A 15,675-nucleotide genomic window follows, 5' to 3' on the forward strand; every position below is an offset into this window, starting at 1 on the left:
AGGCCGGTGGGGGCCGGTCGCGCAGTTCCCCGCGCCCCTAGGTGAGTGGGGGCTGGCCACGCCGTTCCCCGTGCCCCTGAGTGGGTGGGGGGCTCAGGCAGACCGTCGGTCGCAGGCCGGTGGGGGCCGGTCGCGCCGTTCCCCGCGCCCCCAAAGAAGGGCGCGCCCTCAGTCGTCCTCGTGGCCCAGTTGCAGGTCGCGTTCCGTGCGTCCGCCCCCCGCCACCTGGAGAACCGTGGCCACCGGCGGGTACCCCGCCGCGATCACCGTGTACTCGCCCGACGAGAGGTCGATGAACCGGAACGCCCCGTCACCCCCGGTGGTCAACGTGTCCACCACGTTCCCCGCCGCGTCGAGCAGCGTCACCCGCGCGTCCTCGACCGGCCGCCCCCCACTGGCCCGCACGGTCCCCCGCAGCACCGCCCCGCCCGCGAGCTCGACGTCCTGCCGGGTCTCGCGCGCGGCCTGCACGCTGACCGGCAGCGCGGCCGGGCGGAAGGCCGGAGCGCTCCCGGCCAGCGTGTACTCCCCCGCCACCAGCTCCGTGATGACATAGCCGCCCTCGCGCCCGCTGCGCGTCGCGGCGACGACCTCCCCGTGCACGTTGGTGAGCGTGACGGTCGCGTCCCGCACGGGCGTCCCGTCCGCCGTGACGACGCTCCCGGCCAGCCGCCCCGCCCCGCCGAGGACCACGTCCAGTTCCACGGGCCGTTCGCCGACGGTGACGCTGACCGCCTGCGGCTGATGCCCGCCGGCCGCGGCGATCAGGACGTACGACCCCGATCCGGGCGTCGACAGCGCGTACCGGCCGTCCTCGCCGCTCGCACCCCGCCCGATCTGCTGCCCCGCGACATCGATGAGGGTGAGCGCGGCACGCGGCACGACCGTGCCGTCGGGGTGCTGCACGGTGCCGCAGACGGGGATCCCGGCGGCGTACGACGAACGGGCGCCGGGCAGCGGGGTGTTGGCCGGCGCGGCGGTCTCGGGGGCTGCGGTGGGGGTGTGGTGGGACACCAGGGGTTTCTCCTTGAGGAAGAAGGCGACGAGCAGGCCCAGGACGAGCACCGGCACGAGGTAGAGGAAGATCCGCGGCATCGCGTCGGTGTACGCCGCGATGTAGCCGTCGCGCAGTGCGGCGGGCAGCGCGTGGACGAGTTGCGGAGTGATGGACTCGGGGTCGGGCACGCCGGCCCCGGCGGGCAGCCGGTCGGCGAGGGAGTCGGCGAGCCGGTTCGCGAAGAGCGTGCCGAAGACCGCCGCGCCGACGCTGCCGCCGATCTGCCGGAAGTAGTTGTTGGCGCTGGTCGCGGTACCGAGGTCGTGCGGGTGGACGGAGTTCTGCACGGCGAGGATCAGCACGGGCATGACCAGGCCGATCCCGGCGCCGAGCAGGGCCATCCACACGCTGTAGTGCAGCCGGGGCGTGTCGGCTTCGAGCCGTGAGAGCAGCCCCATGCCGAGGACCGACAGGGCGCCGCCGAGGATCGGATAGATCTTGTAGCGGCCGCTGCGGCTGATGAGGTGGCCCGAGACGATCGAGGCGCCGACGATGCCGCCCATCATGGGGAGCATGAGCAGGCCGGACTCGGTGGCGCTGGCGCCGTCGACCATCTGCAGGTACGTGGGCAGATAGCTGGCCGCGCCGAAGAGGGCGACGCCGACGATCACCCCCACGAGGGCGGTGATGTTGAAGACGCCGTCGCGGAACAGCCGTAGCGGGATGAGGGGTTCGGCCGCGCGGTGCTCGGCGACGAGGAAGAGCACGGTCGAGGCGACGGCTCCCGCGGCGAGCCCCAGGACGACCCGCGAGCCCCACGCGTACTCCGTGCCGCCCCAACTGGTCAGCAGGACGAGGCAGGTGGAGGCGGCGGCGAGCAACAGGGCGCCCAGGACGTCCAGTCGGGGCCTGGCGGTGGGCTTCGGCAGTTCGAGGACGACGGCCACGACGGCGAGCGTGACCAGGCCGAAGGGGACATTGATGTAGAAGCACCAGCGCCAGGAGAGATGGTCGGTGAAGTAGCCGCCGAGCAACGGGCCCGCGACGGAGGCGAGTCCGAACGCGGCGCCGATCATCCCCATGAAGCGGGCCCGCTCCCGGGCCGGCACGACGTCCGCGATGATGGCCTGTACACCGATCATGAGGCCGCCGGCGCCGACGCCCTGGAGGGCCCGGAAGGCGATCAACTGGTCCATCGTGCGCGACCATCCGGCCAGCGCGGAGCCGATGACGAAGACGACGATGGCGAACTGGAAGACGCCCTTGCGGCCGTACAGATCGCCGAACTTGCCGTAGACGGGCAGTCCCACGGTCGACGTGAGCAGATACGCGGTGATCGCCCAGGACATCTTGTCCAGGCCGTGCAGCTCTCCGACGATCTTCGGGAGCGCGGTGGCGACGATCATCTGCTCCAGCGCCGCGAGGAGCAGCGCGAGCATGAGCGCGAAGAAGACCAGGCGTACACGGCGCGGGCTCAGTGTCTCCAACTGTGGGAGATCGGGCGGCGCTTGGGGTGTGTCGGGGGCCGGAGAGGAAACGTCCCGTCCGCTCTCCACCAGAGCCGTTCCGCCCACGTGCTGCTCCCCTCGTCGCGCCTGCGGGGCCCATTTCTCGCATTGTGCGACATCTGGGAGCAAGCGCGACGAGTCGCCCTGGGACGGGCTCCGGCGGACGTATTCGCCGGTCGGAGCCCTACGGCGTACAACTGGGCGCGTACGGAAAACCACTCGAAACGGTGAGCGTGAAAATCGCCCGAGTCGGCGGGGCCCAGGAAGGCGGGGAGTCGCCGCAGGGGGCTACTTCTCCACCTCGGCGGCGAGCTTCGCCAGCACCTCGTCGTAGATGCGGCCGAGGCCCTTGGGCGCGAAGGTCCGCTCGAAGAACCCGCCGATGCCGCCGGCTCCGTCCCACACGGTGGTGACGACGACACGCGACCTGCCCTCGCCGGCCGGGGTGACCCGCCAGGTGGTGACCATCGAGGAGTTGCGGTCCTTCTCGACGAGTTCGCCGTCGGTGGGCTCGCTCACGTCGAGCAGGCAGTCGCGGATGCGCTTGCTGGTGGCCTGGAGCTTCCAGTGGACGACGGTTCCCTCGCCGTCACCGCCCTCCCGGACCTCGTACTCGCTGAAGTGCTCGCTCAGGAGCTTCGAACGCGTGCCGTTGTAGTCGGCCAGCGCGTCGAACACGTCGTCCGGCTGACCCGTCACGACTCGCTCGGTGGTGGCCTCGACCTGCGCCATTGCGTTCCTCCAGCACTCGGGATCTCGGGCGTCAGCGCTCAGCCAACCATCAGGCGGCCGAGCCGCCCAAATCGGGGTCCGCAACGACGGGGTCGCACGATCAAGGGAACATGTGTTCTATTCTGTGGTCAGTGCTATCGAGGAGGCGTCATGCGGTGGGAGAACCTCGCAGTGGAGTCCGGCGGGAATCCATCGGCCAAGCCCACGAACCCCGCGCTGTTCGGCGCGGAGACGGTGACCACCCGGACGTTCGACACGCCCGAGTTCCGTGGGATCACCTTCCACGAGATCCGGGCCAGGTCGATCGTCAACCGCGTACCGGGGGCCTCGCGCATGCCCTTCGAGTGGACGGTCAACCCCTACCGGGGGTGCACGCACGCGTGTGTCTACTGTTTCGCCCGCAAGACCCACAGTTATCTGGACCTCGACACCGGTCTCGGCTTCGACAGCCAGATCGTGGTGAAGGTGAACGCCCCGGAGGTGCTGCGGCGCCAGCTCGGCTCACGGCGCTGGCTCGGTGACCACATCGCGATGGGCACCAACGTGGACTGCTACCAGCGCGCCGAGGGCCGCTACCGGCTGATGCCCGGCATCATCGCGGCCCTGCGCGACCACGCGAACCCCTTCTCCATCCTCACGAAGGGCACGCTGATCCTGCGCGACCTGGACCTCCTGAAGCAGGCGGCGGCCGTCACCGAGGTGGGGATCTCCGTCTCCGTGGGCTTCACCGACCTCGACCTGTGGCGGACCGTGGAGCCGGGCACGCCCGCCCCGGAGCGCCGCCTGGACGTCGTCCGCACCCTGAGCGCGCACGGCATCGACTGCGGGGTCCTGATGGCCCCCGTGATCCCCTTCCTCGGCGACGACCCCAACCAACTGCGCGCGACCGTACGGGCGATCGCCGCGTCCGGCGCGACCTCGGTGACCCCGCTCGTGCTGCATCTGCGGCCCGGGGCACGTGAGTGGTTCATGGGCTGGCTGGGACACCACCACCCGCACCTGGTGCGCCGGTACGAGCGGCTGTACGCCGAGGGCGCGTACGCCCCGAAGTGGTACCAGCGGCGGATCACCCGGCAGGTGCACGAGCTGGCCGAGGAGTACGGGATAGGCCCCACGCGCGCGGGGATGCCCCGCAGGATCCCGGTGCCCGAACCGGTCGCTCCGGGACCCACCCAGCTCACCCTTCTGTGACCGGCGCTCCTCACCCACCTGCACCGACATCCCCACCGCACCGGCACCACCAGCCCTCACACACCGGCACAGCCGGCCCTCACACACCGCCCGGCACCCCTTGCCCGGCATCCGGCCGTAAACCGCGGCCCAATGGGGTCAACTCTCGGCAGAAGCGGTCCTTCCGGGCGCCCGCCCCGGGACGATACGGCCAGGGCCGTGAGGTGCACGGCCCCCTGTCCGGTACATCGATGTGAGGCGATTCATTGTGAACCGACGCGCAGCCGCTCTGTGCGGTGCCGCCGCCGTGGTTGCCGGAATGATCACCGCGGTCCCGGCCGGCGCGAGCCCGGCCCCCGCGGGCCCCGCCGTCCCGGCGGCCGGGCCCACCTGGAAGAAGTGCGGCACCAAGAACTACCCGACGCTCCAGTGCGCGTCCCTGAAGGTGCCCCTCGACCACACGAACCCGCAGGGCCGGAAGATCACGCTCGCGCTGTCCCGGGTCCCGCACACCTCCAAGAAGGCCTATCAGGGCCCCCTGCTGGTGAACCCGGGCGGTCCCGGCGGCAGCGGTCTGACCCTCGCCGGATTCGTCGCCGCCTCGCTGCCGAAGAACGTGGCGGCCCAGTACGACGTCATCGGCTTCGACCCGCGCGGGGTCGGCGCGAGCCGGCCCGCCCTGAACTGCCGGCCGGGGCACTTCAAGCCGGTGCGCCCCGACTCGCTGCCGACGACGCCCGCTCTCGAAGAGGCCAACCTAGACCGCGTCGAGGCCTTCGCGAAGGCCTGCGCGACCAAGTACGGGGACCTGCTGCCGTACATCGACACGGTGAGCGCGGTCCAGGACATGGACGCGATCCGCGGCGCCCTGGGCGCCAGGAAGATCAACTACTTCGGGTACTCGTACGGCACCTACCTGGGCGCCGTCTACGCCAAGCTCCACCCCGGGCGGGTACGGCGCATGGTGCTGGACTCCGTCGTCGATCCCACCGGCGTCTGGTACGACGACAACATCGCCCAGGACTACGCGTTCAACTCCCGCCACCGGGCCTTCATGGCCTGGGTCGCCAAGCACGACGCCACGTACGGGCTGGGCACCGATCCGGAGCGGATCGAGGCGGCCTGGTACGCGATGCGGGCGGCGCTGGCGAAGAAGCCCGCGGACGGGACGGTCGGCGCCTCGGAGCTGGAGGACACCTTCTCCCCCGGCGCCTACTTCAACGGCTACTGGCCGTATCTCGCCGACGCGTTCGCGGCCTACGTGAAGACGAAGAACGACGATCCGCTGGTCGAGGCGTACGAGAACTTCGGTGCCGTCGACACCGCGGGCGACAACGGCTACAGCGTCTACACCTCGGTGCAGTGCCGTGACGCGGGCTGGCCGCGCGACTGGGACGAGTGGCGCCACGACAACTGGAACGTGTACAAGAAGGCGCCCTTCATGACCTGGAGCAACGCCTGGTACAACGCCCCGTGCGCGTTCTGGCCCACCGACTCGGCCGAGCCCGTGGACGTCTCCAACGACGCGGTGCCGCCGGTGCTGCTGTTCCAGGCGACGGACGACGCGGCCACCCCGTACGAGGGCGGTGTCACGGTCCATCACCTGCTGGGCGGCTCCAGCCTGGTGGTCGAGGAGGGCGGCGGCAACCACGGTGTCACGCTGAGCGGGAACACCTGCCTGGACAAGCACCTGACCGCCTATCTGACCGACGGCCGGGTGCCGCGCGGGAACGGCGAGGCCGACGCGGTGTGCCCGAAGCTGCCCGACCCCAAGCCGCTGACCGCGAAGGCGGGCACGGGCACGGCCTCGCGCGGCGCGACCCTGCACGGCCTGATCGGCTTCCGGGGCTAGCAGCGACCGACCGGGGCCGGTCCCTGCCGACCGGCCCCGTCCGGGCTGATCGGGGCCGGTCGGGCTGATCGGGGCCGGTCGGGGGCGTTGTCAGTGCCGTGGTGCAGGATTGATCCATGACCGGACCGATCCGCATCACCGCCCCCGACGGCGTCGCCCCCGCCGCCGCGTACGCGCACGTCGTCATGGGCACGGGCCGCTTCGTCGCGGTCTCGGGCCAGTTGGCGCTCGACGAGGCCGGAGACGTGGTCGGCGAGGGCGATCCGGCGGCGCAGGCCCGTCAGGTCTTCGAGAACCTGCGGCGCTGCCTCGCCGCGGCCGGCACCGGCTTCGACGACGTGGTCAAACTGACCTACTTCGTCACGGACATGGCCCACATGCCGGCCATCCGCGCGGCCCGGGCCGAGCACATCCCGCAGGACCGCCTCCCGGCCGCCTCCGCCGTCCAGGTCGCCGCCCTCGTCCGCCCGGAGTTCCTGATGGAGATAGAGGCGTTCGCGATACTGCCCGGATGAGCCGCACCCATACCCCGCCGCACATCCGCGAGATGACCCTGTCCGACTGTCCCCGCGTGGCGGAGATCCGGATACGCGGCTGGCAGAGCGCGTACAAAGGGCTGATGCCCCAGGCGTACCTCGACGGGCTCGACGTGGCGGTCGAACTCCCGCGTCGGCGGGCCCACTTCGAGCAGGCGGGACCGGGCGTGGTGAACCTCGTCGCGGAGTCGGCCGGTCAGGTCGTCGGCTGGGCCTGCCACGGGCCCTACCGCGGCGGGGAACCACGTGCTCAGGAGGCCGGGGGTGCCGGGGACGCCGAGCTGTACGCGATCTACGTCGACCCCGGCCGGACCGGGGGCGGGGTGGGCCGCGCCCTGTTGCGGGCGTCGGTCGAGCGGTGCGCCGCCGCGGGGCACGACCGGATGCTGCTCTGGGTCCTCCGGGAGAACGCGGGCGCGCGCCGCTTCTACGAACGGGCCGGTTTCACGGCGGACGGCACCGAGGAGCCGTACGAGGTCGAGGGCGTCGAGGTGCCGGAGGTGCGGTACGCCCGGCCGCTGGAGGGCCGCGTCACCCCTTGGGAAGGCTGACGCAGAAGACCGCGCCGTTCGGCCGGCCAGGTTCGTACCAGGCGTCGCCGCCGTTGGCCCGGGCCAGGCTGCGGGCGATCCACAGGCCGAGGCCGGTGCCCTCGGTGGCCGCCGCGGTGGCGGGGTCGCGGCGGTAGCGCTCGAAGAGGTGCGGAACGAACGACTCCGGCACACCGGGGCCATGGTCCGCGACCCGGAGCTCGATGCGCCCGCCGGCTTCCCGTGCGGTGATCTCGACGGGATCCCGGCCGTACGCGAGCGCGTTCTCCAGGTAGTTGCCGAAGATCTCGGCGAAGCCCACGCGGTCGACCCGTGCCACCAGCCGGGCCGGCACGGCGAGTCTCAGTCCGTCGCGGGCGCCGCCCGACTCGGCGAACTGGTCCAGCAGGAAACCCAACACCTGCACCGGCTCCGGCACACCCTGCTGACCGGCGCCGTCGAGCCGCGCGGCGGTGAGGAGTTTGCGGACCAGCGCCTGCAGGCGGGCCGTGCGTTCGGCGATCCGCTCGACCACCTCCGCGCGCCGCTCGTCGGCCAGTCCGGGCGGCGGCTCCCTGAGCACGTGCACCAGGGCGCCCAGGGCGGCCAGCGGGTTGTGCAGCTGGTGCGCGGCGACCGCGACGACCACGCTCTGGTGCTCCAGCGCGGCCTGGAGCACATGGTCGGCCTGCTGCCGTCGGGTCCCGTCGCGCAGGGTGGCCACGTACAGCCGCCGGCCGTCGAACCGGGCGAGGGCCACCGTCATCTCGACGACCTTGTTGCGGCCGTTCGGCAGGACCAGCGTGACCTCGGTGGACTCCCCGTCGTCGAGCGGAAAGCCGAACACGGAGCCGATCAGTTCGTCGGCCGGCCGCTCCAGCAGCGCCGCCGCGGCCGGGTTGCACGCTCCCACGCATCCGTCGGCGTCGACCGCGACGATGCCGTCGGGCGCGGCCAGCGTCATGGCCGCGTACAGCTCCTGACGCCCGTCGTCAGCCATCGCGCTCGTCCCCGCGCCCCCTTCGCCGCCCCAGTGGTCCGTCCGGCGAACCGGTGCCTCTCATGTCCCCCCGCTTCCTTCCGCCGGGCACCCGGCGGTGAGGCCGAGAGACCCCTTTCACCGGCCGCCCGTCGCGGCTTCCCCACAGCGTCGACGCCCCCCGTCCGCAAACGGTCGGACGGACGGTACGCACAGCACATCAGGCGCGCGTCGGCCGACGCGGCGGGGCTCGCCCCGTCGGCCCGGACAGGTGCGGTACGAGGAACGCGCAGGTCTCCTTCCGGTGCCCCCCTGCCACCTGCCGCCTGACCGGCCGCAGACCGACCACCCCGCGCGTTCCTCTTCAACTCTCTACCGCGCGACGGGTGTTGGGCCAGACATGGGAGGCATATTCCCGGCTACGGCCGGGACCCGCCGGGGGCCTTCAGCACTACGCTCGAAAGCGCATCGCCACCACCGGCCCGGGGAGAGCCGGCCATCCGGAGGGGGAGGATCCGGGATGATCCGCGTGCTCGTGGTCGAGGACCAGCGCGCGCTGGCCGACGCCCTGGCCATCGCCATCGGAGCACAGCCGGACCTGGACTGCGGCGACGCGGTGGGTACGGTCGACGAGGCGTTGCGGGAGGCGGCCCGTCGGCCCCCCTCCGTGGTGCTGATGGACATCCATCTGCCGGGCACGGACGGTATCGAGGGCACACGGCTGCTGAAGAAGGTCCATCCCTCGGCCCGGGTGGTGGTCCTGACCGCGGACGCGACCCCCGACCAGCTCGCGCGGGCGGTGACGGCGGGCGCCTCGGCGTTCCTCGCCAAGCACAGCCCCTTCGGGGACATCCTCACCGCGATCCGCACGACGGCCACCGGCAAGCTGCTCGTGGAGGAGTCGACCCTGGCGGCCCGGCTGCCGCCGCGGCAGCGCAACGGGGCCGGGCTGACCCGCCGCGAGCACGAGGTGCTGGTCCTGCTCGCCCAGGGACACGGCCTCAAGGCGATCGCGGACCGGCTCGTCCTCAGCCGGCACACGGTACGCGGGCATGTGAAGAGCGTCCTGGTGAAGCTGCGCGCGCACAGTCAGCTGGAGGCGGTGGTGACGGCCACCCGGCTGGGGATCCTGCCGCGCGAGATGCCGTAGAAGGGTGAATCGGCCCATCTGAGGGGGCCGTTCGCCCCGCCTGGGGGATTTCCGGCGGGACGCCCGTCGCTTATGGTGCGAAATGTGCGACCTCCCACGGCAACGGTACGAGCCGATCGACCGCTGCCGGGCGACTTCCCGAATCCCATGTCGCACCCAGCCGGGCGGTCGCACGACCGGGGCCGCCGGGGCGCAGGACCCGGGCCACATGCGCGGAGATGACGGCAGTTCGGATCCCGCGAAGTTCGTCCACCTGCCGGTCGCCCGTCTCCCGCCGGGCGAACCCCCGGCGACCCCTCCACCCCGCCAGGGACGCGGGGAACTGCGCGGCCCACCCCCACCGACCCGCACCCCACAAACCACCCCGCCCAGGACCGTCCTGAACCCGCAGGTCCATCGTGGCTGGCCGCGCAGTGCCCCGCGCCCTGACGGGGCCACAGGCCTCCAGCAGACCGCCGCGGAAGCCCTCCCAGGGGCCGCCACGCCCGTCAGGGGCGCGGGGAACTGCGCGGCCAACCCCCACCGGCCCGCAGCCACAAACAGCCCCCAAACGCACCCCACCCCCACCCCGCTAACTCCGCCCCCGCGGAACCGGCGGAACAGGCGGAACCCTCTGAGCCGGCAGCCGCCGCAACGCATCGGCCGCAGCCCCCGCCAACTCCGGATGCACCAGCGCCTCGTTCAGCACGGGCCGGGCCCGCTCGTCCCCCAGCACCCCCAGCCCCTCCACACACGCGAGAGCGACCCGCCGATACGGATCGTGCGGCCGGAACCGCCGCGCCAGGGTGGTGATCAGCGCGGGCACGGACTCGGGCGCCCGCAGTTCCACCAGGAGCCGCACCGGATGAAGGGCGTAGGCGACGCGCAACTCGTTGGTGGCGAGGGCCGCCGCCGCCCGGGCGGTACGCGGATCCGCCAGCCGGGCCATGGCGTAGGCGGCGGAGGCGCACCGCTGCGGATCCCGGTGGTTGAGCAGCAGGACGAGCGCCTCGAAGGCCCGTCTGTCGCCGGCGACACCGAGCCGGAACGCGGCCAGTTCCCGCGCCCAGAGCGGCTGTTCGGGAGCGATGAGGACGGCGGCCAGCTCGTCGAGATCGCCGGTCGCCGCCAGTCGTTCGTACGTGAAGGACGCCATCGTGCCCGCCTCCTGCCGTAAGCGCTGGGTGAGCGATCGCAACTCTTCGTCCATGATGCAGAGACTATCGGCGACACAGGTCACATGGACCGGCCAGGAAGGCGGGCTGGCGCGCTCGTTACTCACCGGTTAAGCTCAATCGAGCGAGTTACCCACTCGTGGATCTGCCCGTGGTGGCCTGGTGACGCAGCCCCCGCGGGAACACCCTCGCACCCCCGTGGTCGTGAGGGAGCTGGTCGGTTCGGTACTTCAGGTACCTCAGTTCGACATGACGGCACGGCTCCGGGACAGGGCCTGTCGGTTCTCCTCAGCGTTTCTCACCGTTTCGCGGGTTCCGTGCACCACACCCGCGGCCGGCACCGGGCGTGTGCGCTTCGCAGCCCGGCACCACCCCGCAGGCATCACGCGCACGCACTCCGTGCGCCCTCCGCACTCCGTGCGCCCGTCGGCGTATCCGCGTGCGTCCCTCAGTCGTCACTCATTCCTGGAGTCCCGCGATGGCCACTCCCCTGTCCGACCCCTCGTTGTCCTCCGTGTCCCTCCTGCGGACCGTCGCCGTCGTCGGCCTCGGCACGATGGGCACCGGTATCGCCGAGATCCTCGCCCGGGCCGGCCGCGAGGTCGTCGGCATCGACATCAGCGAGGCCGCCGCGGCGCAGGCCGCCGCCGCGCTGGAGTCCTCGACCGCCCGTGCCGTGCAGCGCGGGCGCCTCACCGAGCAGGAACGCGACGACACCCTCGCCCGCTTCCGCACCTTCAGCGATCTGCGGGCCGCGGCCGACGCCGATCTGGTGATCGAGGTGGCCCCGGAGTCGTACGAGATCAAGCACCAGATCTTCCGGGAGCTGGACGGTGTCGTGCGGCCGGGGACGATCCTGGCGACCGGTACGAACGCCCTGTCGGTCACGCGTCTCGCCGCCGACTCGGCCCACCCCGAACGGGTCCTGGGTCTGCACTTCTTCAACCCCGCGCCCGCGATGAAGCTCGTCGAGGTCGTCTCGTCCGTGCTGACCGCGCCGGGCGCCGTGGCCGCCGTCACCGACCTCGCCCTCGAACTCGGCAAGGAGCCCGTCGCGGTCGGCGACCGCCCCGGCTTCGTCGCCGACGGCCTGCTCTTCGGCTACCTCAACCAGGCCGCCGCGATGTACGAGGCCAGGTACGCGAGCCGCGAGGACGTCGACGCCGCGATGCGGCTGGGCTGCGGCCTGCCGATGGGCCCGCTCGCCCTGCTCGACCTGATCGGCGTGGACACCGCGCGTACGGTCCTGGAGGCGATGTACGCGGAGTCGCACGACCGGCTGCACGCGCCGGCGCCGATCCTCAAGCAGCTCAGCCAGGCGGGCCTGACCGGCCGCAAGTCGGGGCGCGGCTTCTACACGTACGACGCCCCGGGCGGCGCGACCGTCGTCCCGGACGCGCTGACGCCGTCCGCCGCGGGCTCCGGGGCGACGGGCCGGACCGTCCGCTCGGTCGGCGTCGCGGGGTCCGGAACGATGGCCTCCGGTATCGCGGAGGTCTTCGCGAAGGCCGGGTACGACGTCGTCCTCGCCGCCCGCACCGAGGAGAAGGCGGAGACCGCGAAGGCCCGTATCGGCAAGTCGCTCGCGCGCTCCGTCGACAAGGGCCGCATGACGGCCGAGGCGGCCGCGCAGACGCTCGGGCGCATCACCCCGGCGGGTTCGTACGAGGCCTTCGCCGAGGTCGATCTGGCGCTGGAGGCCGTCGCCGAGGACCTGGAGATCAAGCAGCAGCTCTTCGCGGTGTTCGACAAGGTCTGCAAGCCGGGCGCGATCCTGGCCACGACGACGTCCTCGCTGCCGGTCGTCGCCTGCGCCCGGGCCACCTCGCGGCCGCAGGACGTGATCGGCATGCACTTCTTCAACCCGGCGCCCGCGATGAAGCTGGTCGAGGTCGTGCGGACGGTCCTGACGGCGGACGACGTGCACACCACGGTCCGCGAGCTGTGCGCGAAGGTCCGCAAGCATCCGGTGGACTGCGGCGACCGGGCGGGTTTCATCGTGAACGCGCTCCTCTTCCCGTACCTGAACAACGCGATCAAGATGGTCGAGGAGCACTACGCGACGCTCGACGACATCGACGCCGCGATGAAGCTCGGCGGCGGCTACCCGATGGGGCCGTTCGAGCTCCTCGACGTGGTCGGTCTTGATGTCTCGCTGGCCATCGAGAAGGTGCTGCACCGCGAGTTCCGCGACCCGGGTCTCGCTCCGGCGCCGCTCCTGGAGCACCTGGTGGCCGCGGGCTGCCTCGGCCGCAAGACGGGCCGCGGCTTCCGCGAATATGCGCGGCGCTGAGCCGCCGCGCGACGACGGGCCCGGGGACCGGCCCGGCATGCCCGCCTCCGGGCCAGGGGACCGGCCCGGAGGCGGTCGTGCGGACTGGGGCGGGCTGCTCGACCCCGCCGGCGCCACCGCCGGGGCGGCGGACCCCGGCGGGGAAAGACCCGGTCGGGAGCGCTCCGGCGCGTACATGCAGTACGTTCGGGGCATGTCCCAGCCCGCCAAGTCCTCCCGTACACCAGCCACGTCCGACGCGCCGGAGAGCGCCGCGGGCGGTCGCGCCGCGGCGCAACGGCTCAAGATGCGCCGGGAGCTGGCGGCCGCCGCGATGGAGCTCTTCGCGACGAAGGGGTACGAGGCGACGACGGTCGACGAGATCGCGGCCGCGGCCGGGGTGGCCCGGCGCACCTTCTTCCGGCACTTCCGGTCCAAGGAAGAGGCGATCTTCCCGGACCACGACGACACCCTGATCCGGGCCGAGGCGGTGCTCAACGCCGCGCCGGCGCACGAGCATCCGCTGGACACGGTGTGCCGCGGGATCAAGGAAGTCATGCAGATGTACGCGGCCCGCCCGGAGATCTCGGTCTCGCGCTACAAGCTCACACGCGAGGTGCCGACCCTGCGCGAGGCGGAGATCGCCTCCGTGGCCCGGTACGAGCGGCTGTTCACCCGCTATCTGCTGGGGCACTTCGACGAGCACGCCCACGACGACGACGCCAACGACGACCCGCTGCTCGCGGAGGTCGCCGCGTCGGCCGTGGTCACCGCGCACAACCACGTGCTGCGGCGATGGCTGCGGGCGGGCGCCCAGGGCGATGTCGAGGCGCAGCTGGACCACGCCTTCTCGATCGTCAGGAAGACCTTCGGCACGGGCATAGGCGCCGGCCGGGACACCGCCGCGCACGCGGCGCCCGTGTCCACCGCGTCGGTGGAGGGCGAGGTGCTGGTGACCGTCGCCCGCGTGGACGCTCCGCTGCACCAGGTGATGCGGACCATCGAGCAGGCGCTGAAGGAACGGTCGTAGAGCCCTCCCTCACACAACCGCGACTTCGTCGCTCGTCCTCGAACGCCGGACGGGCTGGATATGGGCGCTCCCTTTCCCAGGGGGCGCCCTTTTCTGATCGATCATCGCTCATCTGTGACGGGCAGATGACAACTGAGAGAAATTGTTGGCACTCGGTGCCTTGCTAGATGACACGCAGTGTCATACGTTGAAGGTGTCCGGGCGGCCGGCGTGCAGAGATCCTTCGTACGCCGGCTGTCCCCGCAAGCCAAGGCCTGCGAGCCCGGACGCCTGCGTCACAGGCAACCTTCCGCGCCACAAAGCGCTGCCGAGCACCACCCCTCTGCCGAACCGACGGCATGCCTCACCAGCAGCTACCCACCCCGACGTAACCCTCAGCGCTCCCCCTCGGACGCTCTCGGACGCTCATCGCCGGAGGCAACACCGTGAAGGAAATCCTGGACGCGATCCAGTCGCAGACCGCCACGTCCGCCGACTTCGCCGCGCTACCGCTCCCCGAGTCCTACCGCGCGATCACCGTGCACAAGGACGAGACGGAGATGTTCGCCGGGCTCACCACCCGCGACAAGGACCCGCGCAAGTCGATCCACCTGGACGACGTGCCGGTGCCGGAGCTCGGCCCCGGCGAGGCCCTGGTGGCCGTGATGGCCTCCTCGGTCAACTACAACTCCGTGTGGACCTCGATCTTCGAGCCGGTCTCCACCTTCAGCTTCCTGGAGCGCTACGGCAGGCTCAGCGAGCTGACCAGGCGCCACGACCTGCCGTACCACATCATCGGCTCCGACCTCGCGGGCGTCGTGCTGCGCACCGGTCCGGGCGTGAACGCCTGGCACCCCGGTGACGAGGTCGTCGCGCACTGCCTGTCCGTCGAGCTGGAGTCCAGCGACGGGCACAACGACACCATGCTCGACCCCGAGCAGCGCATCTGGGGCTTCGAGACCAACTTCGGCGGCCTCGCCGAGATCGCGCTCGTCAAGTCCAACCAGCTGATGCCCAAGCCCGACCACCTCAGCTGGGAGGAGGCCGCCGCGCCCGGCCTGGTCAACTCCACCGCGTACCGGCAGCTGGTCTCCCGCAACGGCGCCGGGATGAAGCAGGGCGACAACGTCCTCATCTGGGGCGCGAGCGGCGGCCTCGGCAGCTACGCCACGCAGTTCGCGCTCGCCGGCGGCGCCAACCCCATCTGCGTGGTCAGCAGCCCGCAGAAGGCGGACATCTGCCGGGCGATGGGCGCCGAGGCGATCATCGACCGCAACGCGGAGGACTACAGGTTCTGGAAGGACGAGAACCACCAGGACCCGAAGGAGTGGAAGCGCTTCGGCAAGCGCATCCGCGAACTCACCGGCGGCGAGGACGTCGACATCGTCTTCGAGCACCCGGGCCGCGAGACCTTCGGCGCCTCCGTGTACGTCACCCGCAAGGGCGGCACGATCGTCACCTGCGCCTCCACCTCGGGCTACCAGCACGAGTACGACAACCGCTACCTGTGGATGTCCCTGAAGCGGATCATCGGCTCGCACTTCGCCAACTACCGCGAGTCCTGGGAGGCCAACCGGCTCATCGCGAAGGGCAAGATCCACCCGACGCTGTCCAAGGTGTACTCGCTGGAGGAGACCGGGCAGGCCGCGTACGACGTGCACCGCAACCTCCACCAGGGCAAGGTCGGGGTCCTGGCGCTGGCGCCCACCGAAGGTCTCGGGGTGCGTGACCACGACAAGCGCGCCCAGCACGTCGACGCCATCAACCGCTTCCGGAACATCTGAGG

12 protein-coding genes are annotated in these 15,675 nt (G+C 71.7%); 8 read left to right on the forward strand and 4 right to left on the reverse strand.

What is annotated here, in order from left to right:
• Positions 1-168: 168 nt before the first annotated feature.
• Both J8N05_RS29950 and J8N05_RS29955 read right to left on the reverse strand, forming a co-directional pair.
• Entirely contained in the window at positions 169-2,571 is a 2,403-nt protein-coding gene (locus tag J8N05_RS29950; RefSeq protein WP_210888406.1) for an MFS transporter, read from the reverse strand.
• 222 nt (positions 2,572-2,793) lie between these two features.
• Entirely contained in the window at positions 2,794-3,237 is a 444-nt protein-coding gene (locus tag J8N05_RS29955) for an SRPBCC family protein (protein WP_210888409.1), read from the reverse strand.
• Positions 3,238-3,387: 150 nt separating this feature from the next.
• Between J8N05_RS29955 and J8N05_RS29960 the strand changes: the two genes are divergently transcribed.
• The 4 genes from J8N05_RS29960 (at position 3,388) to J8N05_RS29975 (ending at position 7,346) form a co-directional block, all read left to right on the forward strand.
• Positions 3,388-4,428: an Rv2578c family radical SAM protein gene (locus tag J8N05_RS29960; RefSeq protein ID WP_210888412.1), complete on the forward strand. Its 1,041-nt coding sequence runs from the start codon at positions 3,388-3,390 to the stop codon at positions 4,426-4,428.
• A gap of 247 nt (positions 4,429-4,675) precedes the next feature.
• Positions 4,676-6,259 (forward strand): alpha/beta hydrolase, encoded by a 1,584-nt coding sequence (locus tag J8N05_RS29965; protein WP_210888417.1) that lies wholly within the window; start codon positions 4,676-4,678, stop codon positions 6,257-6,259.
• A gap of 116 nt (positions 6,260-6,375) precedes the next feature.
• Entirely contained in the window at positions 6,376-6,774 is a 399-nt protein-coding gene (locus J8N05_RS29970) for a RidA family protein (protein WP_210888421.1), read from the forward strand.
• On the forward strand, positions 6,771-7,346 hold the full coding sequence (locus J8N05_RS29975; RefSeq protein ID WP_247706554.1) for a GNAT family N-acetyltransferase: 576 nt from the start codon (positions 6,771-6,773) through the stop codon (positions 7,344-7,346). Before J8N05_RS29970 ends, J8N05_RS29975 begins: the two co-directional genes overlap by 4 nt.
• Here J8N05_RS29975 and J8N05_RS29980 read toward each other — a convergent pair.
• The gene (locus J8N05_RS29980) at positions 7,327-8,325 is read right to left on the reverse strand and encodes a PAS domain-containing sensor histidine kinase (RefSeq protein ID WP_210888424.1); all 999 of its coding nucleotides are present in this window, start codon (positions 8,323-8,325) and stop codon (positions 7,327-7,329) included. The two genes, J8N05_RS29975 and J8N05_RS29980, sit on opposite strands and share 20 nt — an antisense overlap.
• Before the next feature lie 499 nt (positions 8,326-8,824).
• On the opposite strand from J8N05_RS29980, the gene J8N05_RS29985 reads away from it, so the two are divergent.
• On the forward strand, positions 8,825-9,454 hold the full coding sequence (locus J8N05_RS29985) for a response regulator (RefSeq protein ID WP_210888427.1): 630 nt from the start codon (positions 8,825-8,827) through the stop codon (positions 9,452-9,454).
• Between the two features lie 571 nt (positions 9,455-10,025).
• Here the strand turns inward: J8N05_RS29985 and J8N05_RS29990 are convergent.
• On the reverse strand, positions 10,026-10,643 hold the full coding sequence (locus J8N05_RS29990) for an adenylosuccinate lyase (protein WP_210888430.1): 618 nt from the start codon (positions 10,641-10,643) through the stop codon (positions 10,026-10,028).
• Positions 10,644-11,086: 443 nt separating this feature from the next.
• Between J8N05_RS29990 and J8N05_RS29995 the strand changes: the two genes are divergently transcribed.
• The 3 genes from J8N05_RS29995 to ccrA all read left to right on the forward strand — a co-directional run bounded on the left by J8N05_RS29995 (position 11,087) and on the right by ccrA (position 15,673).
• Positions 11,087-12,901 (forward strand): 3-hydroxyacyl-CoA dehydrogenase family protein, encoded by a 1,815-nt coding sequence (locus J8N05_RS29995; RefSeq protein WP_210888432.1) that lies wholly within the window; start codon positions 11,087-11,089, stop codon positions 12,899-12,901.
• Positions 12,902-13,094: 193 nt separating this feature from the next.
• Positions 13,095-13,910 carry a TetR family transcriptional regulator gene (locus J8N05_RS30000; protein WP_247706555.1) on the forward strand — a complete coding sequence of 272 codons (816 nt, stop codon included), beginning with the start codon at positions 13,095-13,097 and terminating at the stop codon, positions 13,908-13,910.
• Positions 13,911-14,335: 425 nt separating this feature from the next.
• Positions 14,336-15,673 (forward strand): crotonyl-CoA carboxylase/reductase, encoded by a 1,338-nt coding sequence (gene ccrA, locus J8N05_RS30005; RefSeq protein ID WP_210888435.1) that lies wholly within the window; start codon positions 14,336-14,338, stop codon positions 15,671-15,673.
• Positions 15,674-15,675: the final 2 nt, after the last annotated feature.

The organism is Streptomyces liliiviolaceus (genome assembly GCF_018070025.1).
Classification (GTDB): Bacteria; Actinomycetota; Actinomycetes; order Streptomycetales; family Streptomycetaceae; genus Streptomyces; species Streptomyces liliiviolaceus.